This window comes from uncultured Clostridium sp. (assembly GCF_947039605.1).
In the GTDB taxonomy this organism is placed as follows: domain Bacteria; phylum Bacillota; class Clostridia; order Clostridiales; family Clostridiaceae; genus Sarcina.
Genome location: NZ_CAMQZG010000028.1, coordinates 1 through 24,501, shown reverse-complemented (window position 1 = coordinate 24,501; position 24,501 = coordinate 1). Strand labels below are relative to the sequence as shown.

Below are 24,501 nucleotides of genomic sequence, written 5' to 3'. Positions count from 1 at the left end.
CAAAAGTTAATTTAATAAGGAACTAGTTTTAGTTTTTAAAATATATTAAAATATCTAATAATTTTTAGGGGGATTTATGGATAATAATAAGGAATTAGGAAGAGAGTCTATAATTAGACTTTTATTTAAATATTCTGTACCAGCAATTATCGCAATGATGGTAAATGCTTTATACACAGTCGTGGATAGAATGTTTATTGGGAGAATACCAGGTGTTGGAGCTATAGCAATGAGTGGTGTTGGAATGACAATGCCCATTATATGTATCATTATGGGAATAGGGATGTTAATAGGTGTTGGTTCAGCAGCAAGTATTTCTATTAAACTTGGACAACAAAAAAGAGCTATGGCAGAAAAAATACTTGGAAATGCAGTTACTTTAACAGTTATTTCGAGTGTAATTATAACTTTTCTTGGAATACTTTTTTCAGAAGATATTCTATCAATTCTTGGTGCTAGCAAAGAAACACTTACATACGCAAAACAATTTATAGACATAATTCTTATTGGTACTATTTTTAATATGCTTGGATTTTCTTTAAATCAGTGTATTAGATCAGATGGTAATCCTAAAATTGCTATGATTACTATGCTTATAGGAGCAGTTATAAATATAATTCTAGATCCAATTTTTATATTTGGATTTGGTTGGGGAATTGAGGGTGCAGCTTTTGCTACAATAGTTTCTCAATTTGTATCGGCTATTTGGATTATATTATACTTTATTACTGGCAAGTCTAGTTTAAAACTTAAAAAAGAGAATTTAGCTATAGATACAAAACTTGTTAAAGGAATTTGTGCTATAGGGATGGCACCTTGTGCTATGCAAATTGCAGCTAGTATGGTTCAAATAGTTTCAAATAAATCATTAATTACGTATGGTGGAGATTTAGCAGCCGGGGCTATGGCAATTATTTCATCTATATCAATGATATTTTTAATGCCGATTTTTGGTATGAATCAAGGTTCACAGCCTATTATAGGTTATAATATTGGTGCTAAAAATTATGGTAGAGCTAAAAAAGCAGTTTTTTATCCTGTAATTGGGGCAACTATTGTTGTTATGATTGCATTTTTAACAACTCAGTTATTTCCAGAAGCTTTTATTAAAATGTTTAATAATGATCCTAAACTTGTAAAACCAGCAGTTACAGGACTTAGAATATATCTTTGTATGTTACCGGTAGTTGGCTTTCAGATTATCTGTGCTAATTATTTTCAGGCTTCGGGTAAAGCAAAGATTGCTATGTTTTTAAGTCTTTTAAGACAAGTATTTTTCTTGATACCATTGATGCTTATATTACCAAAATTCTTTGGTTTAAATGGAGTTTGGCTTGCAGGACCCATAAGTGATTTAGCATCAGCTATTGTAACATCATTCTTTATTTATAAAGAAGTTAAGATACTTAATAAACTAGAGAAAATAGAAGAAAAAATAACCAATGTCATAGCTCAATAAATTACAAAAAGATTTCCGAATGTTTACAAAAACAAAGATGGATTATATAATTAAATTATATAATACAATCCTTAAATGGAAAATATGGGGGAAAAACAAATGAAGAAGATAGTAATAGGTATAATTATAGTTGCAGCATTAGGTCTTGCAGGGTATGTAGGATATGCAGGAGCAAATAGCTCAGCTAAAGATAAAGTAGCAAAGCCAGTAGTTACAAATACAACAGAGGCAAAGCCAGATACGCATGCGTCAACAGCTAGTGCTACTATTAAAACACCAGAGGAAGCTTTAAATTTATTGAAAGTTGGAAATCAAAGATTTGTAGAAGATAAGTCAACAGTTAATAATGTAAGTACTCAAAGAAGAAAAGAACTTGAAAATGGACAACATCCATATGCGACAATTATTTCATGTTCAGATTCAAGAGTAACACCAGCTCTTGTATTCAATGCAGGACTTGGAGATATTTTTGATATAAGACTTGCCGGAAATGTAGTTGATGATAGTGCACTTGGTTCAATTGAGTATGCAGTTGATCATTTACATACACCAGTTATAGTAGTTATGGGACATGAGAAGTGTGGAGCTGTTACAGCAGCTTACGATCAGGTTGTTAAAGGACAAGAAGCTCATGGACATGTTGAAGATTTAGTTGATGAAATAGAACCAGCAGTTAAGAAAAATGGAACTATAGATGAAGCTATAAGACAAAACGTAGTTGATGTTGTAGCTGAAGTTAAGAAAGATCCAGTTGTTGCAAAAGCAATAAAAGCTGGACAAGTTAAGGTTGTAGGAGCTTACTATGACTTAGATGGTAGAGTTACATTTAATAATTAATATAAAATAAGAGGTTAGCCAAAATGGCTAACCTCTTTTATTTTACTAAACTATAAAATACCTTCTTCTTTTAGAACATCCTCTAATTTCTGAACTTTTTCAGTTAATGAGATGAACTTACCTTTTAAAATATCTTTTGAAAAATCACCATTATCAATGCATTCTTCTAGTGATTCAATAGTTTTTAAAGCCTCATCTATATCTTCTTGTGCTAATTTTAAATTATTTTCGTTCATATTAAAAAATCTCCTTTATTATAGCTAGTGCCATAAAATTTTAATTTAAAGTATTATATATTTTTATGTTAACACTACTAAATTATAAGTGCAAGTCATATATTATACAGAAGTTATTATATGTAAAGGAGATTTAGGATGATTAATTACATATGGTTTGGAATTATAGGTATAGGAATAATAGTTGGTCTTTTAACAGGTCAGGGAGCTGAAATTTCAAATGGAATAGTAGAATCTGCTGAGGGTACAACAAAATTTATAATTTCTATGGTTGGAATAATGTGTTTCTGGTCTGGAGTTATGAAGATTGCAGAAAATAGTGGGCTTACAAATAAATTAGCTAACATATTAAAACCATTATTAAAGTTACTTTTTAAGGATGCAGGTAAAAATGATAAGGCTTTAGGTGCAATAGTAATGAACCTTACAGCAAATATGTTTGGGCTTGGAAATGCAGCAACGCCATTTGGGATTAAAGCAATGCAAGAACTTGATAAAATTAATCCTGAAAAGGGTAAGGCTACAAATGATATGGTTTTGTTTTTAGTTATGAATGCAGCTTGTATACAGTTGTTACCATCAACAGTAATTTCAATGAGAGCAGCAGCGGGTTCAAATAACCCTGCAAGTATTCTTGTTCCTGCTATTCTTGCAACTACGGGGGCTTTGTTTACAGGGGTTATAATATGTAAATTACTACAAAAGTATTTTTAGGAGGAAGATTTATGGGTGGTTTTAGTGATGCTCTTATACCTATAATAGTTTTGCTTATAGTTATTTATGGGATGTTTAAGGGAAGAAAAGTTTATGAGTGGTTTGTAGAAGGTGCAAAAGAAGGGCTTGAAGTGTGTTTCAAGATATTCCCAGCATTACTTGCAATGATTGTTGCAGTTAGAATTTTCAAAGATTCTAATATGATAAATTATATAAATCAGATATTAGAACCAGTTTTACAATTAATAGGCATGCCAAATGAAGTGATGCCTCTTGCACTAGTAAAGCCTCTTTCAGGTAGTGGGGCACTTGGGATTTTCACTGATATTTTAAGTACTGTTGGTCCAGATTCTAGAACAGGACTTATAGCTTCAGTTTTGATGGGGACTACAGAAACGGTATTCTATACTATAACTGTATATTTTGGAGCAGTTGGGATAAAGAAAGCAAGACATACTCTTTGGGCAACAACTATGGCTGATATGGTTTCAATAATTTTAGCAATTACATTAGTATCAGTCTTTTTCTTTTCGTAAAATTAATTTGTAAAAACAAAAAAAGCTTGTCTCACTTTTGTGAGGCAAGCTTTTTTTATCTATTATCTATTATTTATTAGCGTGTATTGCATTTAAATCTTCGATTGTTTGTTTAAGATCTTTCATGAACATCATAGCCATATTTTGACCCATATCAGCTCTGATAACAAGTCTTTGAATTGTAGTTTCTTTCATGTTAGATGGAAGTTTATAAGCTGGTACTTGCCATCCTTTCATTAAGATTCTGTCTTCTAAGTCATATAATGTCCAATTTACAGGAGCATTTTCTTTAAGTTTATAACAAACTATTGGAAGGTTATCTCCATCATTGTAAATTTCGAATAATCCCATTTTTTCGATTTCTGCTGAAAGGAACATAGCAACGTCTCTTGTTCTTAAGTGTATTTTTTTGAATCCATCGAATCCATATCTTAAGAATGTATAATATTGTCCAATAATTTGACTTGCTGAACGTGAGAAGTTGATAGCTATTGTTGGCATACTTCCACCAAGGTAACTTACTTCAAATTGTAATTCTTTAGGAAGGAATTTCTCATCTCTCCATATTATCCAACCGATACCTGGGTATACAAGACCATATTTGTGTCCTGAAGTATTTATTGATACAACGTTTTTAAGTCTGAAGTCCCACTCAAGATCTGGTTGTACGAATGGTGCAAACATAGCTCCTGAAGCTCCATCAACGTGGATATATACTTTATAATCAGTTGTTTTATTATATTCTTCTATAACATCATTTAATCCTTTGATGTCATCATATTTACCAGTGTAAGTTAATCCAAGAATTCCTACTACACCGATTGTATATTCATCAACGTAATCTAATACTTTTTTAGGATCAAGGTACATAGCTTCTTTTTCCATAGGTACTGTTCTTAATTCGATATCCCAGTATACACAGAATTTTTCCCAACATACTTGATATCCTGAAGAGATAACAATATTTGGTTTTTTAGCATTTATATCTAATCCTAATTTTATTGCATTATTTCTCCAAGCAAATTTCATTGCCATTCCACCAAGCATACATGCCTCAGAAGAACCAACAGTTGATGTACCTATTGTCTTTTCTGATGCAGAAGCATTCCAAAGGTTTGAGATCATATTTACGCAACGAGTTTCTATTTCAGTTGTTTGAGGATACTCTGATTTATCTATAGCATTTTTTTCTAATGTTTCTGACATTATTTGAATTGCTTCATCTTCCATATATGTTTGGCAGAATGTAGCAAGGTTTAATCTAGCATTACCTTCATTAAGTAATTCATCTTTGATTAATCTGTAAGCTATTTTTGGATCTATTGAATCTTCAGCCATAACTTCTGATGGAAGTGGCATATCACTCTCTCGGCTACCGAATATTGGAGTGAATGGATTTTCATTTGTATTTTTGTCATCTTTTGAATATAACATAATAATGCCTCCTAATTTTATCATTTGTATATAATACCTGATAATTATATAAATTATTTTGTTTTCTAAATTTGATTAAAATGATTTTTTTTATGCAACTGATTATTCTAAAAATTACTTGTTTTAATGATTAATTACTTAGGCAAATCAATCGATGTGTTAATTCTATTCTTTTTAATAAATAATAACAAATTTAAAAAAAATTAAAAAATGAGAAAAATCATGGGGGTTTTTGAAGGAAATCTTTCAAATGCTAGGCAATACTGAAAGATACTAAATAATGCTAAATAATTGATAAAGTTAGTAGATAATCCAATAATTAGTGATACTAGTGGAGTTGATTTTAATATGTAGTAATAAAAATACAATGAATTTGAGGAATTTTTATATTTTTAATTTTTTTGTGATTGTAAAAATAGCCTTTTTATTAGTCCAAAATCAAAAAAAAAGACAAATAAGAACAAAAATGGCTTTATTTTGTGGGGATAATATTAATAAAGAGTTAATAGATGATGAATAGTAGGTTAAATATGGTTTTTGAAATTTTTTTATAAAACTTTAAGTATATTAATAATATTTTGATTAGTTTTACTAATTTTAGCTTATCTAAATTAATGATATCTTAGGTATAATGTTTACACTTTTACATAAGTGTTAGAATACGAACAAAAAAAAGGGTTATTAAAAATGGAAGTTGAAAAATGGAAATTTTAATTAAGTTAGAGTTCACAACTTTAATAGAAGAAATTTATAGCTGTGTTTAAAATAAAATAAAATTTTAATTGAATTAATAAAGATTGGGTTAATTTACTTAGTCAATTAATTTTTGAATTAGAGTTGAAAACGTAGTACAGAAAAAAGATATTTTTGGTAAAAAAGATTACATACTATTAAATGGAAAATGAGAATATTATTGTAATATAAATTAGATTTAAATATTAAATATTAAAAATTAAAGCTAATTTTTATTAAAGTGATAAAAAAAGTGCCTTTATTTTAATAATTGATAATTTGCTGCTATAGATAATATTTTGACGTATATTTAAAGAAATATGTAATAAAGATGATTTTAAGATAGAAAACTAGAGAAATAAAGAGATAATTTACTTAGAATAGCATTAACGAGTTAATTTAGGGTTTAAATTGGTTTAAATGAGATTTAAAGAATTTTTTTAATAGTTATATAATCAGTTTAGAAACTTTTTTAAAACTAATTAATTTATAAATATGAGTATTTTAAAGCAGCTTCTATGTACAATTTAGTAAATTGTATTTAGTTTATTTTTTCGGAATTTGATGTATTTTATTTACTTATATGAAATAAATTGTAAAAATTAATAAAGGGGGTGTATTTAGGATGGATGTATTTGCACCGTTATTTACTATTAACATACTCGGTTATAAGGTCGGAAGTGCAATTGTAATTGAGTGGGGAGTTATGATCTTTCTAATAATAGTGTGTTCCATTCTTGCTAGAAATCTTAAGAAGGGTATTCCAACTAGATTACAAGCTACTCTTGAAATATTATATGAAGGTATTGAAAGTATGGTTGCTGGTAATATGGGGAAAGGTTACTCAGGGTATATTCCTTTTGTTGGAACATTAGCAATATATTTAGGAATTCTTAATTTATGTGGACTTATAGGGTTTGGACCACCAACAAGAAATTTAAGTGTGGTTATAGGCTTTACAGTTATTACATTTGTATTAGTTCACTACAATTCAATTAAGAGAAAACATATTGGTGGGTATTTAAAGGGATATGCAAAACCATATTTGCCAATGCTACCTATTAATATAATTGAGAAAGTAGTTTTCCCAGTTTCTCTTGCATTACGTTTATTTGGTAATATGCTAGCAGCAGCTATCGTTATGGGTCTAATTTATATGGGACTTGGACATATATCAATATTTGCTGATATGGGCTTATCTATGTTACCACAAATAGGATTGCCTATTTTTGCACATGCATTCTTTGATTTATTTGATGGTTGCATACAAACTGTTATATTTGTAATGCTTACTATTATAACAATTAAATTAGAGGCCGAAACAGAAGAAATTTAATTTTTGATTTAAGGAGGATTTAGTTATGGGAATCGGAATACTTGCAGCAGGGATTGCTGTTATGGGAGCAATAGGCGGAGGTATTGGCACTGGAATAGCGACATCAGCGGCTATTAAAGCTAGTGTTCAACAACCAGAAGCATCAGGAAAGATTCAAACTATATTCATCATGGCAGCTGGTCTTTGTGGGGCAACAGCTATTTATGGATTAATAATTTCAATAATTCTACTTTTTGTTAAATAAGAAAAATAAAAAAATTGGTATTAAAATAAAGGAGGAAAATATTATGGATCTTGGAATATTAGGAGCTGGATTCGCAGCCGTAACTTCACTAGGTGCTGGAATTGGTATAGGTATAGCAGCTAAAGGTGCTGTTGAAGGAATTGCAAGAAGACCAGAACAAAGCGGTAAAATTATGGGAACATTTATTCTTGGGGCAGGACTTGCAGAGGCGACAGCTATTTATGGACTTGTTGTTGCAATTATCATATTATTCGTTAAGTAAGATATAGGATTAGAAGGTTATTAAAATTGAAAAGCAAAATGAATTGTGATTCATAAACCTTTGGAAGGGGGTTGGATTTTAAGATGCATATAGAATTGAGTATAGTTATTGCAACTATAATAAACTTTATTATTTTATTCTTTGTACTTAAACACTTCTTTTGGGAAAAAATCAAAATAGCTATTGATGAGAGACAAAAAACAATAGTTGATACACTCAACGGTGCAGATGAGAAATTCAAAGAAGGTACAGAGTTTAGAGCAACTAATAAAACAATATTAGATGGAGCTAAAGAAGAAGGTAAAAAAATTACTGAAGCTAGAAAACATCAAGCAGATAAGATTTATGATGAAATTCTAGAGTCAGCTAGAGAAGAATCAAGTGTAATGAGAAATAGAGCTAAAAATGATATTGAAAGAGAACTTGATAAGGCAAGATTTGAAATTAAAGAACAAGTTATAGAACTTGCACTTATAGTTTCACAAAAAGCTTTGGATAAAACTTTAAATGAAACTGAGCATAGAAGACTTATTGATAGTTTTATTGATGAGGTAGTTTAGTATGTATGGATTTTTAGATAAAAGATATGCACTTGCGTTATATGAAATAGCTGAAGAACAAGGAAAAGTAATTGAGTTTATAGATGATCTGAGAGAAGTAAATACAATTATAAATTCAAATGATGGTTTCAAAAGTATATTAGAGAATCCTAATATCGGGAAACCAAGAAAAAAAGAGTTGATAATTGAAATATTTAAAGGAAAAACTTTTGAAGATGTAGTTTCATTCTTATGTGTTCTTGTAGATAAAGGTAGAATTCTTTATTTAGAAGAAAAGATAAGACAGATGGAAGTAATATATTTAGAAAGACATAATATATTAGAAGCTACAGTTAAGAGTGTAATTCCTTTAACTAATCAGGAGTTTTCTAAGTTACATGATAAGTTAGAAAGTAAATATGGAAAAAAAGTAATACTTACAAGAGAGATTGATCAGAGTATTATTGGTGGGCTTTTTGTAAAAGTGGGTAATGAGGTTATAGATGGTACTATAGCTGGAAAGTATAAAGAAATTAAAGCAAGTATGTTTAATAGCAAATAAAAAATATAGGGGTGGTGATCATATGCATATCAAACCAGAAGAAATTACTTCAATCATTAAAAGAGAAGTTGAAAGATACAAGAAAACATTAGAAACAGTTGACTCTGGGACAATTATTCAAATTGGAGATGGTGTTGCTACTGTTTATGGTTTAGATAAATGTGTTGAGGGAGAACTTTTAAAATTCCCGAATGATATTTATGGGATGGCTTTAAATTTGGAGCTTGATAGTGTTGGTTGTGTTTTACTTGGTTCTGAGAAAGGAATCAAAGAGGGCGATACAGTTGAAAGAACAGGTAAGGTTGTTGAAGTCCCAGTGGGAGATGCTCTTATAGGACGAGTTGTAAATGCTTTAGGAATACCGATTGATGGGAAAGGACCTATTAAGAATGATGGATTTAGACCAATTGAAATGGAAGCACCATCTATTATAGATAGAAGTTCAGTTAATGAACCATTACAAACTGGAATTAAAGCTATTGATTCAATGATTCCAATAGGAAAAGGGCAAAGAGAGCTTATTATTGGAGATAGACAGACTGGTAAAACAGCTATAGCTTTAGATACAATTTTAAATCAAAAAGGAAAAGATGTTATTTGTATATATGTTGCGATTGGGCAAAAACAATCAACAGTTGCAAATATAGTTAATACTTTAGAGAGTGCAGGAGCAATGGATTATAGTATAGTTATGGCAGCAACAGCTGCAGAAACAGCTCCACTTCAATATATTTCACCATATTCAGCATGTTCAATGGCTGAGTATTATATGTACAAAGGTAAGGATGTTCTTGTTATATATGATGATTTATCAAAGCATGCAGTTGCTTATAGAACAATGGCATTGCTTTTAAGAAGATCACCAGGTAGAGAGGCTTACCCAGGAGATGTATTTTATATTCACTCAAGACTTTTAGAGAGAGCAGCAAAACTTTCAGAAGAGTTTGGAAAAGGTTCAATAACAGCATTGCCTATTATTGAAACACTTGCAGGAGATGTATCAGCATATATACCAACAAATGTTATATCAATTACTGATGGGCAAATATTCCTTGAAACAGGATTGTTCAACTCAGGACAACGACCAGCTGTTAATGCAGGTATTTCAGTTTCAAGAGTTGGTGGAAATGCACAGATTAAGGCTATGAAACAAGTTACAGGTACACTTAGACTTGAACTTGCACAGTTTAGAGAACTTGCAGCATTCTCACAATTTGGTTCGGATTTAGATAAGGATACAAGAAGAAGGCTTGAAAAAGGTAAAAGACTTATTGAGATATTAAAACAAAATCAATATAATCCAATGGCAGTTGAACATCAAGTTATTATTTTCTATGCAGCAATAAATAATTTCTTAACTGATATTGATATTACAGATATTAGTAGATTTGAAAAAGAGCTTATAGAATATATTGATGAGAAAGATTATGCGGTAATTTCTTTAATAAAAGAATATAAGAAAATTACTGATGAGGTTAAAGTTAGTATAGAAGAAGCAATTAATGAATTTAAAAAAGTGTTTATAAAAAAATAATTCTATAAGTAGCTAGGAGGTGATAGTATGCCAGCAGCAGGATTGTTAGTTATTAAAAGAAGAATGAATAGTATTAAAAACACTCAAAAAATAACAAAAGCAATGGCGTTAGTTTCAACAGCTAAGGTTAAAAAAGCTAGAGATAAACTTTCTAGTAATAATATTTATTTTAGAAAACTTGAGATGATGAAAAAAGATGTATTTATGTTTGAAGAGGATTTTAAAGATAATACATTTATACAACCAAATGGTTCAGATAAAAAGCTTTATGTTGTGTTTACTTCAAACTCTGGTTTTTGTGGAGGATTTAATGGAAGTGGAGCAATTTATTTAAATGAAAAATTTGTTAGTAAAGAGGAAAAAGCGAAGATTGATACTTATGTATTAGGCGCTAAAGGTATTTCTTATTTAGGTAAGTATGGAATTAAAGTTAGTCATAAAGATACTTCAATAAAGGGTGATATAGATATCAAAACTGCAAGAAGAATCGTGGGTAAACTTATGAATATGTATGTAAATAAGGAATATGGAGAGATTTCTTTCCTTTATACAAGGTTTAAATCACCACTTGAACAAGAGCTTGTAGAGGTACCGGTTTTACCATTTAGAATAGATAAAACTGAGGAAGATAATAAGATAAATATATTTAATAGAGAGATACATTCAGATGAGCTTATTGAAAGTTTTATATATAGATATATAGAAGGGTTATTAATAAATGCAACTTATAGTGGAATGGCTAGTGAAGAAAATGCAAGAATGCAAGCTATGGACGGAGCTACTAGAAATGCAGGAGATATTATAGATAATCTAAATACAAAATATAATAGAATTAGACAAGCTGCTATTACTCAGGAAATTTCTGAAATAGTAGGTGGGGCAGAATCACAAAAATAGTTGAGGAGGGGAATATCATGGCTGATAATATAGGAAAAGTTGTTCAAGTTATAGGTCCAGTAGTTGATATAAAATTTGAATCAGGACATTTACCAGATATGTATAATGCAATAATAATAAAAAAAGATGGAAAAGAAATAGTTTGTGAGGTAGAGCAACATGTAGGTGATGATATAGTTAGAACTATTGCAATGGAATCTACAGAGGGGCTTGCAAGAGGTGTTGAAGCTTTAGATACAGGGGCTGCTATTTCGGTTCCAGTAGGTGAAGAGGTTTTAGGCAGATTATTTAATGTTCTTGGAAAAGCTGTTGATAATAAAGGGCCAGTTAATGCAGAAAAGTATTATCCAATACACAGAAATGCCCCAACATTTGAAGAACAATCAGTTGTTCCTGAAATGTTTGAGACTGGTATAAAAGTTATAGACCTTATAGCACCCTACCAAAGAGGTGGAAAAATTGGATTGTTTGGTGGTGCAGGGGTTGGAAAAACAGTATTAATACAAGAACTTATTAATAATATAGCAAAACAACATGGTGGACTTTCAGTATTCACAGGGGTTGGAGAAAGGTCAAGAGAAGGAAATGATTTACTTGGTGAGATGTCAGATTCAGGAGTTATAAATAAAACAGCTCTGGTATTTGGACAAATGAATGAACCACCTGGTGCTAGAATGAGAGTTGCACTTACAGGGCTTACAATAGCTGAAAGTTTTAGAGATAAAGGACAGGATGTATTATTATTTATAGATAATATATTTAGATTCTCACAAGCAGGTTCAGAAGTTTCAGCTTTACTTGGAAGAATTCCATCTGCTGTTGGATATCAACCAACTCTAGCTACAGAAATGGGTTCACTTCAAGAAAGAATTACATCAACTAAAAGTGGTTCTATAACTTCTGTACAAGCAGTTTATGTTCCAGCAGATGATTTAACTGACCCAGCTCCAGCTACAACATTCTCACACCTTGATGCTAAAACAGTTTTATCAAGAGCGATTGTTGAGAAAGGTATTTACCCAGCTGTAGACCCACTTGATTCATCATCAAGAATTCTTGATCCAAGAATTGTTGGAGAAGAGCATTATCAAGTTGCAACAAAGGTTAAAAATATATTAGAAAGATATACAGAACTTCAAGATATCATTGCGATACTTGGTATTGATGAGTTATCTGATGAGGATAAGCTTGTAGTATCAAGAGCGAGAAAAATTGAAAAGTTTTTATCACAACCATTTACAGTTGCAGAGCAATTTAGTGGGCTTCCAGGTAGATATGTTCCTGTAAAAGAAACTGTAAGAGGGTTTAGTGAAATACTTGAAGGTAAGCATGATAGTTTACCAGAGTCAGCATTCTTATTAGTAGGAACAATAGAAGAGGTTATTGAGAAAGCTAAAAAACTAGAAGAAATGGAGTAGGAGTGATATAAGATGAATACTTTTAAATTATCAGTTTTAACTCCCCATAGAAATTTTTTTGATGGTAATGTAAAAAAAATAGTATGCACAGATTTAAATGGAGAGTTTTCAATATTTGCAAACCACCAGAACTTTATAACAGCTACCTTGCCATGTGTAGTTAGTATAGAGGATGAAAACTCAAAAGAAATTGATATTTTTGTAGCAGGTGGAATTATAGAGGTTAGAGAAGGTGAAGTTAGTCTTTGTGTTGATACTTTAGAGACAAAGGAAGATATTGATATTCAAAGAGCTGAAAGAGCTAAATCAAATAAAGAGGAACAATTAAAAGAAAAAGAGATAAGTAAGGTTGATGAAATGTTAATGAAGCTATCTTTAAATAGAGCAATTGAAAGATTAAAATTTGCTAAAAAGTAATAATTTAAGGTTTATTTGGAGTGAAAAACAGATAGATCTTAGAATATTTTACTTAAAAAATAGCTAAAAACAATTTTTAGATGTGAAGTGTTTAACTAGAAGTGAATTTGTTAAAAATTTATTCATCATAAAATTGATAGAAAGTAAATAATAAATAATAGAAAAGGTTTACTTAATGATAAATTAATAATTTTATGCTTTTTAAATATGAATAAACCAAAAATAATACGAAATAATATAAAAAACACAATAAATCGACAAAAAAGTATTGCATAAAAATTCGTAATTATGTTAAAATATTATCAAACGCTAAGGCGAAAAATACATATCATTGAATAATATTGAAAATCAAAGGTAAGTAAAAACAGAACAAAGGCAAAATGATGAAAGGGAATCATAATTTAACTTTTAAGTTGTGATTTAAGAGGGTGGCATTAATGAAGGTAACAAACGTTGATGAATTAAGACTAAGACTTGAGCAAATTAGGGCAGCGCAAAAAGAGTATGCTACATTTAGCCAAGAAAAAGTAAATGATATTTTTAGAGCAGCAGCAATGGCAGCAAACAATGCTAGAATAGAGCTTGCTAAAATGGCAGTTGCAGAATCAGGAATGGGAATAGTTGAAGATAAGGTTGTTAAAAACCACTTCGCTTCAGAATATATATATAACAAATATAAAGATGATAAAACTTGTGGAGTAATCGAGAAGGATGAATCATTTGGAATAACAAAAATTGCTGAGCCGATTGGTGTAGTTGCAGCAGTAGTTCCTACTACTAATCCAACTTCTACAGCAATCTTTAAAGCGTTAATTTCTTTAAAGACAAGAAATGCAGTAGTATTTTCACCACACCCAAGAGCTAAAAATTCTACAATAGCAGCAGCTAGAATAGTTTTAGAAGCAGCTGTTAAAGCTGGAGCTCCAGAGGGGATTATTGGATGGATAGATGAACCATCAGTAGAATTATCACAAATATTAATGGCAGAAGCTGATATAACACTTGCTACAGGAGGACCTGGAATGGTTAAGGCAGCTTATTCATCAGGTAAACCAGCTATTGGAGTTGGAGCAGGTAATACACCAGCTATCATTGATGAAACAGCTCACTTAAAAATGGCAGTAAGTTCAATTTTATTATCTAAAACTTTTGATAACGGTGTTATCTGTGCTTCAGAGCAAACAGTTTTAGTTGTAGACTCAGTTTATGATGAAGTTAGAAAAGAATTTGCAGATAGAGGTGCGTATTTCTTAAAAGGAACAGAAGTTGATAAGGTAAGAAAAGTTATCTTAGTAAACGGAAATTTAAATGCTAAAATAGTTGGTCAATCAGCTTATAATATAGCTAAACTTGCAGGAGTTAAAGTGCCTGTAGATGCTAAAGTATTAATAGGCGAGGTTGAATCAGTTGAATTAGAAGAAGAATTCTCACACGAAAAATTATCACCAGTTCTTGGAATGTACAGAATTAAAGATTTCAATGAGGGTCTAGTTAAAGCTGAGAGATTAGTTGAGCTTGGTGGATTTGGTCATACTTCAGTATTATATACAGATGCAAAAATATCACAAGATAGAATTGAAAAATTTGGTGCGTTAATGAAAACTGGTAGAATAATCGTTAATATGCCTGCAACTCAAGGTGCTATAGGAGATTTATATAACTTTAAGTTAGCTCCATCATTAACACTTGGTTGTGGTTCATGGGGTGGAAACTCAGTTTCAGAAAACGTTGGTCCAAAACACCTTATTAACATTAAGAGTGTGGCGGAGAGGAGAGAAAATATGCTTTGGTATAGAGTTCCAGAAAAAGTTTACTTTAAATCAGGTTCACTAGGAGTTGCGTTAGGTGATCTTCAAGAACTTGAAAAGAAAAAAGTATTTATCGTAACAGATAGAGTTCTTTCAGATTTAGGATACGTAGATAAAGTTACTAAAGTATTAGAAGAAATGAATATAGATTTCAGAGTATTTAGTGATGTTACACCAGATCCAACACTTGCATGTGCTAAAAAAGGTGCAGAAGCAATGAAGAGTTACCAACCAGATGTAATTATTGCACTTGGTGGAGGTTCACCAATGGATGCTGCTAAGATTATGTGGGTATTATATGAGCACCCAGAAGTTAATTTTGAAGATTTAGCAATGAGATTCATGGATATCAGAAAAAGAGTTTATAAGTTCCCTAAAATGGGTAAAAAAGCTATGATGATATCAGTTCCAACATCAGCTGGTACAGGTTCAGAGGTAACACCATTTGCTGTTATCACAGATGAAGTTTCAGGTAAGAAATATCCATTAGCTGATTATGAGTTAACACCAAATATGGCTATCGTTGATGCAGAATTAATGATGAATATGCCAAAAGGTTTAACAGCAGCTTCAGGAATTGATGCTTTAACACATGCTTTAGAAGCTTATGTTTCAGTACTTGCTTCAGATTTTACTAACTGTCAAGCATTAGAAGCTATGAGATTAATCTTCAAATACTTACCAGATGCTTATAATAACGGAACAACAGATGTTAAAGCTAGAGAAAAAATGGCTCATGCTTCAACAATAGCTGGTATGGCATTTGCAAATGCATTCCTTGGAGTTTGTCATTCAATGGCTCATAAACTTGGAGCAGAGCACCATGTAGCTCATGGAGTTGCTAACGCAATATTAATTAACCAAGTTATTAAATTTAATGCTGTTGATAACCCAAGAAAGCAAGCGGCTTTCCCTCAATATAAATATCCAAATGCTAAGTGGAGATATGCTAAAGTAGCTGATTATTTAGAGCTTGGTGGAAAAACTGAGGATGAAAAAATCGCTAATTTAATGAAAGCTATCGACGAGTTAAAAGCTAAGGTTGGTATTCCAACAAGCATAGCTGCATGTGGAATTTCAAAAGAAGCATTCTATGCATCACTTGATAAAATGAGTGAAGAAGCTTTTGATGACCAATGTACAGGAGCTAACCCAAGATACCCATTAATCAGTGAGATTAAAGAAATGTATATTAATACATTTGAAGGCAAAGTTAAAAACGTATAATAAGTTTTTATATAGACTGTGTAGAAGAGTAATCTCTTTTGCACAGTTTTTTTATTTTCAATAATTATATATGCAAAAATAGTTAAGTTTTTAAATTTAAGAAGAAATTTTTTTTGAAAATATATAGAAAGTTATTTTTACTAGCGAATCTGACTATTGTATGTAAAATATATTAGAGTAGAATATGATATAATTTTTATATACTATATCGGAAATTTAGAGAGGGGAAATATAAGATGATAAATACAATTTTTAAAAATAATAGAGAGAATTTAGCGAAGATATTAGAAGACAATTCTATTTTAGTTATGTTTGCTAGTGAGGCTAAATATAAGTCAGCAGATGAGAGATATAATTTTACACCTAATAGAAACTTCTATTACTTAACAGGGGTAGATGAGGAAAAAGATATTTTACTTATTAAGAAAGAAAATGGTGAGGTCTCACAGACTTTATTTATAAGTGAGCCAGATGAAGTTATGGCTAAATGGGTAGGTGCTACTTTTACAAAAGAGGAAGCAAAAGAAAAATCAGGAGTTGAAAATATTGCATATCTTGGTTCATTCCTTAGTTCAGTAAATACAATGCTTGGATCAGATGAAATTGAAAATATCTATCTTGATTTAGAGAGACGAGATTTTGATGAGGCACAAAGAGAGTCAGGAATTTTTGCAGATAATATAGTAAAAAGATATCCACAGGCAAATGTTAAAAATGCTTTTAATATAATTTCAGAATTAAGACTTAGAAAAAATGAAGCAGAACTTACAGAGATGAGAAATGCTGTTGCTATTACAAAAGGTGGAGTAGAGCTTCTTATGAAAAGTTCAAAAGCTGGAATGATGGAGTATGAACTTGAGGCTTATTTTGATTTTTATTTAAAACAACATGGAGTTAAGGATTTTGCCTTTAAAACAATAGCTGCATCAGGAAAGAATGCTGCAACTCTTCATTATCATGAAAATAGTAGTGAGATGAAAGATGGAGATTTAATTCTTTTTGATTTAGGTGCACAGCTTAATTATTATAATTCAGATGTTTCTAGAACTTTCCCTGTAAATGGTAAGTTTAGTGATAGACAAAGAGATTTATATCAGGCTGTTCTTGATGTTAATATAGCTATGATAGATATGATGAAGCCAGGTGTTACAATGAAGGCAGTTAATGAGGCAGCAAATGATATGCTTGCACAAAAATGCTTAGAACTTGGTCTTACAGAGAAAAAAGAAGATTTTAGAAAATACTATTTCCATTCTATAGGACATAGTCTTGGTCTTGATACACATGATGTTGGGAAAAGACTTGGAGTTTTAGAGGAAGGTATGGTTTGGACTATTGAACCAGGTCTTTATATTCCAGAAGAAAATGTAGGAATTAGAATTGAAGATGATGTTCTTATAACTGCTACTGGTCATGAAGTTCTTACAAAAGGAATTATAAAATCAATTGAGGATATAGAAAAATTTATGGCTAAATAAAAATTTTAAACCTAGCATTTTAGTGCTAGGTTTTTATTTTTAAAAATAGATAAAATATTAAAAGTGTTAATAAATAAAAAATTAATCAAAAGATCTATTGTAAAAAATTGAGAATTAATGTATAAATATAATTATAAGAAAAGTGAATATGATTAAGAGGTAGAGGTGCGAGTACTAAGAGTAGCTAAATGGAGCAGAAGTGTGATGAAGTTTAGTAAAAGGAGTAATCGCCGAAGATTTATAAATATACTTAAAGATTTATATTTCTGGGTTTGTATATAATATATACAAGACTGTCACAAGTTTTTGTGGAGTGCTACATCAAGGATTTTCATACGATAGAATTTTGATTACATTGTATTTGTTATCCTAGGTGTTAAGCCTAGGATTTTTTTATTTTGTAAGCAAGCCTCTTTAATTATTTTCAAAAATATTAAGGGGGCTTTTTATATGAGAAAAAGATTAGGAATTTTTTCAATGACATTAGTGTTTAGTTTATGTTTAGTTTCTACTTTGGCTTTTGCACAAGGGGATGTTGCAGCAGTTAATGCAGAAAAGTTTGGTTTTTGGACAATCATACCACCACTTGTATCAATAATCTTAGCATTTCTTACTAAGAATATTGTTATATCACTATTTACTGGGGCGTTTATAGGGTGTTTAATGTTGTTTATTACTGACCATAATATATTCTTAGCTTTAATTTTTGGATTTATGGATTTAGTTGAAAGATTACTTGCTTCACTTGCTGATAAGTGGAATGCAGGAATCGTGTTACAGGTTTTAGTAATTGGAGGAATCATTCATCTTGTTGCAAAGATGGGTGGAGCTAGAGCTATTGCACAGGCACTTGCTAAAAGGGCGAAGACAGTTAGAAGTGTTCAAATAACTACATTTTTACTTGGACTTGCAGTATTCTTTGATGATTATGCAAATTCATTAATAGTAGGACCAATTATGAGACCAGTTGCAGATAAGATGAAAATTTCAAGAGAGAAGTTAGCATTTATTATAGATGCTACAGCAGCTCCAATAGCCGGACTTGCTATTATCTCAACATGGATAGGACTTGAGGTTGGTTTAATAGGAGATGCTTTTACTAGTATTGGGCAAGAGGTTGATGCTTTTGGAATTTTCCTTCAAACTATACCATTTAGATTTTATAATATTTTAATTTTAGTGTTTGTTATTATTTCAGCTTTTACTTTAAGAGAGTTTGGACCTATGTATAAGGCTGAAGTAAGAGCGAGAAAAGGACAAGTTGTTAAGCCTAAGACTAGCAAGTTATCTAATGAAGAGATTGATGAGGTTATGCAAGATTTAGAACCCAAAAAAGGTGTTAAACTTTGTATATGGAATGCATTAATTCCAATAGGATCACTTATAGTATTTTCACTTGTAGCATTTTATTATAGTGGATATTCTTCAATAATGGGTGGAGAAGATACAGCACTTATAGGGATTCTTCAATCATCACCATTTAGTTTTGAGGCTATACAAGAAGCATTTTCAGCTTCAGATGCTTCAATAGCATTATTCCAATCAGCTTTAATATCTTCAGTAATTACTATTGCACTTGCAGTTGGTAGAAAGATATTTACAGTTTCAGAGGCTATTGATACTTGGGTAGAAGGATGTAAAAGTCTTTTAATTACTGGTGTTATATTACTTCTTGCATGGAGTTTAAGTTCAGTTCTAAAAGAACTTGGAACAGCATCATATTTAGTAGAACTTTTATCAGGTTCAGTTCCAGCATTTTTATTACCATCACTTATATTTATACTTGGCTCTATAATAGCTTTCTCTACAGGGACAGCTTATGGGACAATGGGAATATTAATGCCACTTGCAATTCCACTTGCTAATACAATTTCAGGTGGAGATATGAATCTTATAATAGTTTCAACTTCAGCAGTTTTAACAGGAGCAATATTTGGAGATCATTGTTCTCCAATTTCAGATACAACAATTCTATCTTCAACAGGAGCAAGTTGTGATCATATAGAACATGTAAGAACACAACTTTGGTATGCATTATTTGTAGCTGGGGTTACAGTAGTGTTTGGATACCTTCCAGCAGGGCTTGGATTGAATGTTTGGGTATGTCTTGGACTTGGAGTAGTTGCAATATTTGTAGTGCTTATGATCTTTGGTAAGAAGGTACCAGATGCATCTGAATTAGAAAATACAGTAATAGAGGAAACAGTTTAGTTTAATATATATAAGGAGGGTAGCTATAGTTTTTTAGCTACTCTCTTTTTAAAGTTCCATAAAACATCTTATGTTTAGTGGTGTTATATTATATGTAATTTAGAGAAAAATAGAATTGTATACTTAGTATAGATAGGAGCGTGATAATATGAATGAAGAACAGTTATTTAAAGAAGTAGAAAGACATCTTTTAGAGGATGATAAACCATCAAAATATTTGAGAAGTAATCTTCATAAACTTAAAAATAGTAATCTTAAAGTTATTACAGCTCTTGAAAAAATAGAGCAAAATATAACTTATCATCCAGAGGGAAACGTTTTAAATCACACGTTATTAGTTATTGATGCAGCGGCGATTGTCAGAGTATATGCACATGATAAAAGAAATTTAATGTGGTCAGCTATGTTTCATGATTTTGGAAAATTAAAAGCTACTAAAGTGAGAAGAGGAAAAATTACAGCTTATGACCATGATACGATTGGTTCAAAAGAAGTGAGTGGACTTTTAAATAATTATGATTTCCTAGGAAATGAATTTAAAGAAGAAGTTGAAAATTTAGTTAAGTATCATATGCATAGTCTATATATTAGTAGAAAATTACTTTTCGCAAATTCTGAGCAAATGATTTTAGACGTTGATATGCATGATATGGCTTTATTATTTTTTGCAGACAAACTAGGTAGAGGTGATTTTTCAAAGTCAGAAATTCAAAGAGTTATTGCAGAGGTTATAGATGTGCTTGATGAGTTAGAGGCAAAGTATAATATTGATATGAAAGAAGTAACTGATAAGTTTATGGAACTTTATAAGATGGAAAGAGATTTTAATAAATAGTATAATATCAATATCTGTATTTATAGGGAGTGATTGATATTAGTAAGGATGATTTAGATCCGAAAATTAAAATGACAATTAATATGGGAAAAGGCTTTATACTTGCTCTTTTTGTTATATTAAATTATGTTTATTTTAATCTTAATAGTTATGTTTTTTTAGGGCTATTTATTGGATTAATAGTAGTCATGGAAGTAATATTTAATTTTATGAAAAAGAAGTTTTATTGGTAATATAAAAAGCGTTGAATCAATTCTGATTCAACGCTTTTCTATATAATATGGCTTGGCCATAAATTTTAATTATTTTTGAACTGTTGTATTAAATGAAGCTAATGATTTTTGGAAACCAGCTTGAGCTTCATTGTTAGTTTTAGCAGCTGAGTCTATAGACTTAGTCTGACTATTAACAGCATCTTTTAATTTATTTATATCTGACGCTTGAGATGCATTCTTAGTTTTTTCTGTAGCTAATTGTGCTTTAAGTGAAGTAACTTGTCCTTCTAAAGTAGCAACTTTTTTATTAGCAGTAGCTAATGAAGCGTTAGCAGTTGCTAAATCATTTTGTAACATACCAACAGATGTGTTAGCAACCAAAAGTTGATGTTTAACTACGGCAACTTCATCAATATAAACCTGAGTAGTTGCCTCTGAGAATTTTAATTTCTTTTGTAAATCTGTTACTTTAGCTTGCTCTGCAGCTAATTCTTTCTTTAATGTAGCAGTATTATTACCAGCTTCCATTAAGTCATTTTGTAGTTGACCAACAGCTGTGTTAGCAACCCAAAGTTGATGTTTAACTACGGCAACTTCATCAATATAAACCTGAGTAGTTGCTTCTGAGAATTTTAATTTCTTTTGTAAATCAACTATATTAACATTTTTAGCAGCTAATTCTTTTTCTAATTTAGCTATTGTTATTTGTTGTGTAGAAACATTTTTTTTAACTGCTGAAAGATTAACACTAGTTTCTTGTTGTTGCTTAGATATAGTACTTATTTTATCATTTTGATTAACGATAGTTTTTTGTGCTGTATCCATTGCTCCAGAAGCAAGTCTTAAATCACTAGTTGATTGAGTTATTTGTGTAGTTGCTTTTTGTGTATTTGAATTTATTTGAGATACAACTCCTGCTATAATTCCACCACCAGTAACAGTTCCGGCTAATATTAAACTTATTAATTTTGTTTTTATCATGTGTAAATATCCTCCTAATTTAAGTTACCTAATTGCAGAATTATTGTTACATAGGTAACTGCTTTACTAATTTTACAAAATTTAAGTATTAGTAACAAATAGAAAAAAATATTATGTTTTATATAAAAACTCATACAAAATATTAAAATAATAATAAAAAAGTATTGAAATTGCTATAAGTGTTATAAAAAGGAGTTTTTAAGTTGTTAAAAGAAAAAGCTTTTAATATTTTAATAATTTAATTGAATAAATTATTAAAATACGATAAAAAAAGGATATTTTCAGTATTTTAAAATATTTAGTAACACTATTAGATTTTGATAAATATTATGTAGTATAGGTGGTGATTTTATAATGCGCAATAGAAGAAGAACTTGCTCAAGATGTTGTGAACCAAAGTGTTATCAACCTGATTGTTGTGAAAATCAAAATCAAAATATTATGATGCCTACTCCAGCAGGGGCACCTACAAATTTATTTACACCATTCACTCCTATGTCGGGTGGTACAGATCCAACAAGTTATGCTACATTTTGGAATACTTGTCCAACCACAGTGGATGTTGGTGATGATTTTGAATTTAATCAAGCTGGTGTTGGAACATCAGATGTAACATTAATTAGTCAGGGAACTATTAGAGTTTGTAGAGCTGGTGTTTATCATATAACTTATAGGGTAAATGTAAGCCTTCAGGGAGTACCTAATTCTACAGAGCTTATTAGAAATAGAGTTAGCTTATATATAAATTGTATGCAACAACCCAATGGACAAGCTGGATTTTCAATTCAAACACCTGATATAACAAGCTGTATGCCAATAAATGGGGATGCATTAGTTTTTATACCAGCAAATTCATGTTTGAATTTAGTAAATGAGAGTCAGTGTATTATAGGAAGTTCTATAACAACTTGTACTAGTGGTGGAAGCCCTGTAAATATAAGTCTTCATCGGGTTAATTAGTAACTCAAAGCAACTGAATGAGCAAGGTACAAAGCACTCAACTTTTAGTGAGTGCTTTTGGGTTATAGAGATATAATATATTATTGTAGTCTTTAGTAATTTAATTTTTAATTTTTATTATATATATGTAATCAAAAAAATTCTCGGCTGAATTTTGAAAAATAAAAGTACTAATTCAAAATAAAATCAGCACTTTTGTATAATTTAAGCATTTTTCTTTTTAGGTGGCATAATATAGACATTTACCCCTACGGCTATTATTATTCCAATGAATGTTTCAATAATTCTGCTAAATGTATAAATATAATTTGAATAATCTCTATTTAAAAGTAAATTAGCAAGCAATACAATACAAGCTATTGAAACAGAGCCAGGTTTTTTTAAAATAGTACAAACATAAATAACAAACACTGTAAATAAACAAATTAGAATTGTCCTAAGTAGCGTTGTATCATATTTTGAAAGAATTATAGTTGCAATCATACCAAAAGTTCCACCAATAACAGTTCCAATCATTCTATTAATCCCCATTTTTATTGAGGTATCACAAGAATCTGTAAGACATATTACAGAGGCAATACAAGCATAAAATGGAGAGTCAAATCCAAGTAGATTAAGAATAATTATACATAGAAATATTGATAATGCAGTTTTAAAGTTTCGTGCACCTATTTTAGGTAAATGATTAGTAAACATCAAATTATCCCCTTAATATATAACATTTAAATTTTACTATATTATACCATATGAAGAAGAAGCTTTTAATAATCGATAATTATAGAAAAAAATTTGAAAATTATAATATACTTGTTAGAATTTATATAGTATTTAATGATAGAATATTCTAAGAGTTAGGGGGCGATTTAATTTGCATGAGAAAAATTATAAGTTAGAAGAAAATTCATTATATATTGAAGTAAAGAATAGTGCGAAAAAATCATTTGAAGAATATTATTATTCATTTTGGTTTTTAAGCGTATTTATAATAGGAGCATTTGCTTTATATATATCTACAAGGGTATCAAGAGGGATTTTTATAATAATAGATGTAGTTCTTATCTATAAAATATCAAGAAGTTTATATGAGCTTAAAAGAAATAAAAATAGAGAACATCTAGCATTAGAATACCAACTTAAATTTTTAAATAGAATTTATATGTATAGTGGGATTTTTTTAGTTGAATCAATAGTTAGGCACTTTCTAAGTTTTAACATAACAATTTTTAGCTATATTGGTATTATGGCAATTATTTATGGGATTGCTTTTGCAATATATAAAGTAGCTCGAATATATATGAAGAGATATTATATAAGAATGCTTGAGGAAAACAATTATAAGAAAATAGTAGAATGGAAAACTTTAAAGCATAAATTGCTAGTTATAATATCATTTTTTATATTTGTAATTTTAGTAATATCGACTTTTATGAAAATTGTAAAAGGAGATGCTTTAGTTTATATAATGACATTTATGTACACTATTCTTTTAATAATTAATATAGAAATTAAGTGTGATTTAGAAATAGAGGAAGAATTATTATTTAAAGAAGGAAGTTTTGATTTTGAAAAATATGAATTTAACTAAAATTTGAGAGAATTCTCCCATCTCTACAGGTGGTGAGATGAATC

The 24,501-nt window shown here is 30.2% G+C and carries 23 protein-coding genes and 1 riboswitch; of the genes, 19 read left to right on the top strand and 4 right to left on the bottom strand.

Annotation, left to right across the window (positions count from 1 at the left end):
* The first annotated feature begins 76 nt into the window (after positions 1–76).
* Positions 77–1,459 carry an MATE family efflux transporter gene (locus Q0V24_RS11235; protein ID WP_297521513.1) on the top strand — a complete coding sequence of 461 codons (1,383 nt, stop codon included), beginning with the start codon at positions 77–79 and terminating at the stop codon, positions 1,457–1,459.
* Between the two features lie 99 nt (positions 1,460–1,558).
* The gene (locus tag Q0V24_RS11230; protein ID WP_297521511.1) at positions 1,559–2,296 is read left to right on the top strand and encodes a carbonic anhydrase; all 738 of its coding nucleotides are present in this window, start codon (positions 1,559–1,561) and stop codon (positions 2,294–2,296) included.
* 50 nt (positions 2,297–2,346) lie between these two features.
* Here the strand turns inward: Q0V24_RS11230 and Q0V24_RS11225 are convergent, their stop codons facing one another.
* The gene (locus tag Q0V24_RS11225; protein WP_297521509.1) at positions 2,347–2,532 is read right to left on the bottom strand and encodes a hypothetical protein; all 186 of its coding nucleotides are present in this window, start codon (positions 2,530–2,532) and stop codon (positions 2,347–2,349) included.
* 138 nt (positions 2,533–2,670) lie between these two features.
* Here Q0V24_RS11225 and Q0V24_RS11220 point away from each other — a divergent pair, with 138 nt between their 5' ends.
* Together Q0V24_RS11220 and Q0V24_RS11215 are read left to right on the top strand one after the other, a co-directional pair.
* Positions 2,671–3,246 carry a nucleoside recognition domain-containing protein gene (locus tag Q0V24_RS11220; protein WP_297521507.1) on the top strand — a complete coding sequence of 192 codons (576 nt, stop codon included), beginning with the start codon at positions 2,671–2,673 and terminating at the stop codon, positions 3,244–3,246.
* A gap of 11 nt (positions 3,247–3,257) precedes the next feature.
* A complete protein-coding gene (locus Q0V24_RS11215; protein WP_297521505.1) occupies positions 3,258–3,782 on the top strand; it encodes a nucleoside recognition domain-containing protein in 525 nt (174 codons plus the stop codon).
* Between the two features lie 69 nt (positions 3,783–3,851).
* On the opposite strand, the gene Q0V24_RS11210 is transcribed toward Q0V24_RS11215, so the two are convergent.
* Positions 3,852–5,216 (bottom strand): glutamate decarboxylase, encoded by a 1,365-nt coding sequence (locus Q0V24_RS11210; protein WP_297521503.1) that lies wholly within the window; start codon positions 5,214–5,216, stop codon positions 3,852–3,854.
* Between the two features lie 1,357 nt (positions 5,217–6,573).
* On the opposite strand from Q0V24_RS11210, the gene Q0V24_RS11205 reads away from it, so the two are divergent.
* The 13 genes from Q0V24_RS11205 (at position 6,574) to Q0V24_RS11145 (ending at position 20,716) form a co-directional block, all read left to right on the top strand.
* Complete coding sequence (locus Q0V24_RS11205) at positions 6,574–7,284, top strand: F0F1 ATP synthase subunit A (RefSeq protein WP_297521500.1); 711 nt, start codon at positions 6,574–6,576, stop codon at positions 7,282–7,284.
* Between the two features lie 25 nt (positions 7,285–7,309).
* Complete coding sequence (atpE, locus tag Q0V24_RS11200) at positions 7,310–7,528, top strand: ATP synthase F0 subunit C (protein WP_297521498.1); 219 nt, start codon at positions 7,310–7,312, stop codon at positions 7,526–7,528.
* Between the two features lie 43 nt (positions 7,529–7,571).
* The gene (atpE, locus tag Q0V24_RS11195) at positions 7,572–7,790 is read left to right on the top strand and encodes an ATP synthase F0 subunit C (protein ID WP_297521496.1); all 219 of its coding nucleotides are present in this window, start codon (positions 7,572–7,574) and stop codon (positions 7,788–7,790) included.
* An 83-nt stretch (positions 7,791–7,873) separates the two neighbouring features.
* The gene (locus tag Q0V24_RS11190) at positions 7,874–8,350 is read left to right on the top strand and encodes a F0F1 ATP synthase subunit B (RefSeq protein ID WP_297521494.1); all 477 of its coding nucleotides are present in this window, start codon (positions 7,874–7,876) and stop codon (positions 8,348–8,350) included.
* 1 nt (position 8,351) lies between these two features.
* On the top strand, positions 8,352–8,891 hold the full coding sequence (locus tag Q0V24_RS11185) for a F0F1 ATP synthase subunit delta (RefSeq protein ID WP_297521492.1): 540 nt from the start codon (positions 8,352–8,354) through the stop codon (positions 8,889–8,891).
* 22 nt (positions 8,892–8,913) lie between these two features.
* Positions 8,914–10,425 (top strand): F0F1 ATP synthase subunit alpha, encoded by a 1,512-nt coding sequence (gene atpA / locus Q0V24_RS11180; RefSeq protein WP_297521490.1) that lies wholly within the window; start codon positions 8,914–8,916, stop codon positions 10,423–10,425.
* 27 nt (positions 10,426–10,452) lie between these two features.
* The gene (atpG, locus tag Q0V24_RS11175; RefSeq protein ID WP_297521488.1) at positions 10,453–11,322 is read left to right on the top strand and encodes an ATP synthase F1 subunit gamma; all 870 of its coding nucleotides are present in this window, start codon (positions 10,453–10,455) and stop codon (positions 11,320–11,322) included.
* Positions 11,323–11,339: 17 nt separating this feature from the next.
* Complete coding sequence (gene atpD, locus Q0V24_RS11170; protein WP_297521486.1) at positions 11,340–12,740, top strand: F0F1 ATP synthase subunit beta; 1,401 nt, start codon at positions 11,340–11,342, stop codon at positions 12,738–12,740.
* A 12-nt stretch (positions 12,741–12,752) separates the two neighbouring features.
* Positions 12,753–13,157, top strand: a complete 405-nt coding sequence (gene atpC, locus Q0V24_RS11165) for an ATP synthase F1 subunit epsilon (protein ID WP_297521484.1) — start codon at positions 12,753–12,755, stop codon at positions 13,155–13,157.
* A gap of 437 nt (positions 13,158–13,594) precedes the next feature.
* On the top strand, positions 13,595–16,192 hold the full coding sequence (gene adhE, locus Q0V24_RS11160; protein WP_297521482.1) for a bifunctional acetaldehyde-CoA/alcohol dehydrogenase: 2,598 nt from the start codon (positions 13,595–13,597) through the stop codon (positions 16,190–16,192).
* A gap of 236 nt (positions 16,193–16,428) precedes the next feature.
* Positions 16,429–17,670 carry an aminopeptidase P family protein gene (locus Q0V24_RS11155; protein ID WP_297521480.1) on the top strand — a complete coding sequence of 414 codons (1,242 nt, stop codon included), beginning with the start codon at positions 16,429–16,431 and terminating at the stop codon, positions 17,668–17,670.
* A 152-nt stretch (positions 17,671–17,822) separates the two neighbouring features.
* Positions 17,823–17,997: riboswitch (Lysine riboswitch) on the top strand.
* A gap of 93 nt (positions 17,998–18,090) precedes the next feature.
* Positions 18,091–19,881, top strand: coding sequence for a Na+/H+ antiporter NhaC family protein (locus Q0V24_RS11150; protein WP_297521552.1), 1,791 nt, complete (start codon positions 18,091–18,093; stop codon positions 19,879–19,881).
* A gap of 148 nt (positions 19,882–20,029) precedes the next feature.
* Positions 20,030–20,716: an HD domain-containing protein gene (locus tag Q0V24_RS11145; RefSeq protein WP_297521478.1), complete on the top strand. Its 687-nt coding sequence runs from the start codon at positions 20,030–20,032 to the stop codon at positions 20,714–20,716.
* Positions 20,717–21,018: 302 nt separating this feature from the next.
* On the opposite strand, the gene Q0V24_RS11140 is transcribed toward Q0V24_RS11145, so the two are convergent.
* Complete coding sequence (locus tag Q0V24_RS11140; protein ID WP_297521476.1) at positions 21,019–21,912, bottom strand: hypothetical protein; 894 nt, start codon at positions 21,910–21,912, stop codon at positions 21,019–21,021.
* 354 nt (positions 21,913–22,266) lie between these two features.
* Here Q0V24_RS11140 and Q0V24_RS11135 point away from each other — a divergent pair, with 354 nt between their 5' ends.
* The gene (locus Q0V24_RS11135) at positions 22,267–22,872 is read left to right on the top strand and encodes a hypothetical protein (RefSeq protein WP_297521474.1); all 606 of its coding nucleotides are present in this window, start codon (positions 22,267–22,269) and stop codon (positions 22,870–22,872) included.
* A 204-nt stretch (positions 22,873–23,076) separates the two neighbouring features.
* On the opposite strand, the gene Q0V24_RS11130 is transcribed toward Q0V24_RS11135, so the two are convergent.
* Positions 23,077–23,568, bottom strand: a complete 492-nt coding sequence (locus Q0V24_RS11130; protein ID WP_297521472.1) for an aromatic acid exporter family protein — start codon at positions 23,566–23,568, stop codon at positions 23,077–23,079.
* A gap of 172 nt (positions 23,569–23,740) precedes the next feature.
* On the opposite strand from Q0V24_RS11130, the gene Q0V24_RS11125 reads away from it, so the two are divergent.
* The gene (locus Q0V24_RS11125) at positions 23,741–24,457 is read left to right on the top strand and encodes a hypothetical protein (protein ID WP_297521470.1); all 717 of its coding nucleotides are present in this window, start codon (positions 23,741–23,743) and stop codon (positions 24,455–24,457) included.
* The last annotated feature ends 44 nt before the right edge of the window (positions 24,458–24,501 follow it).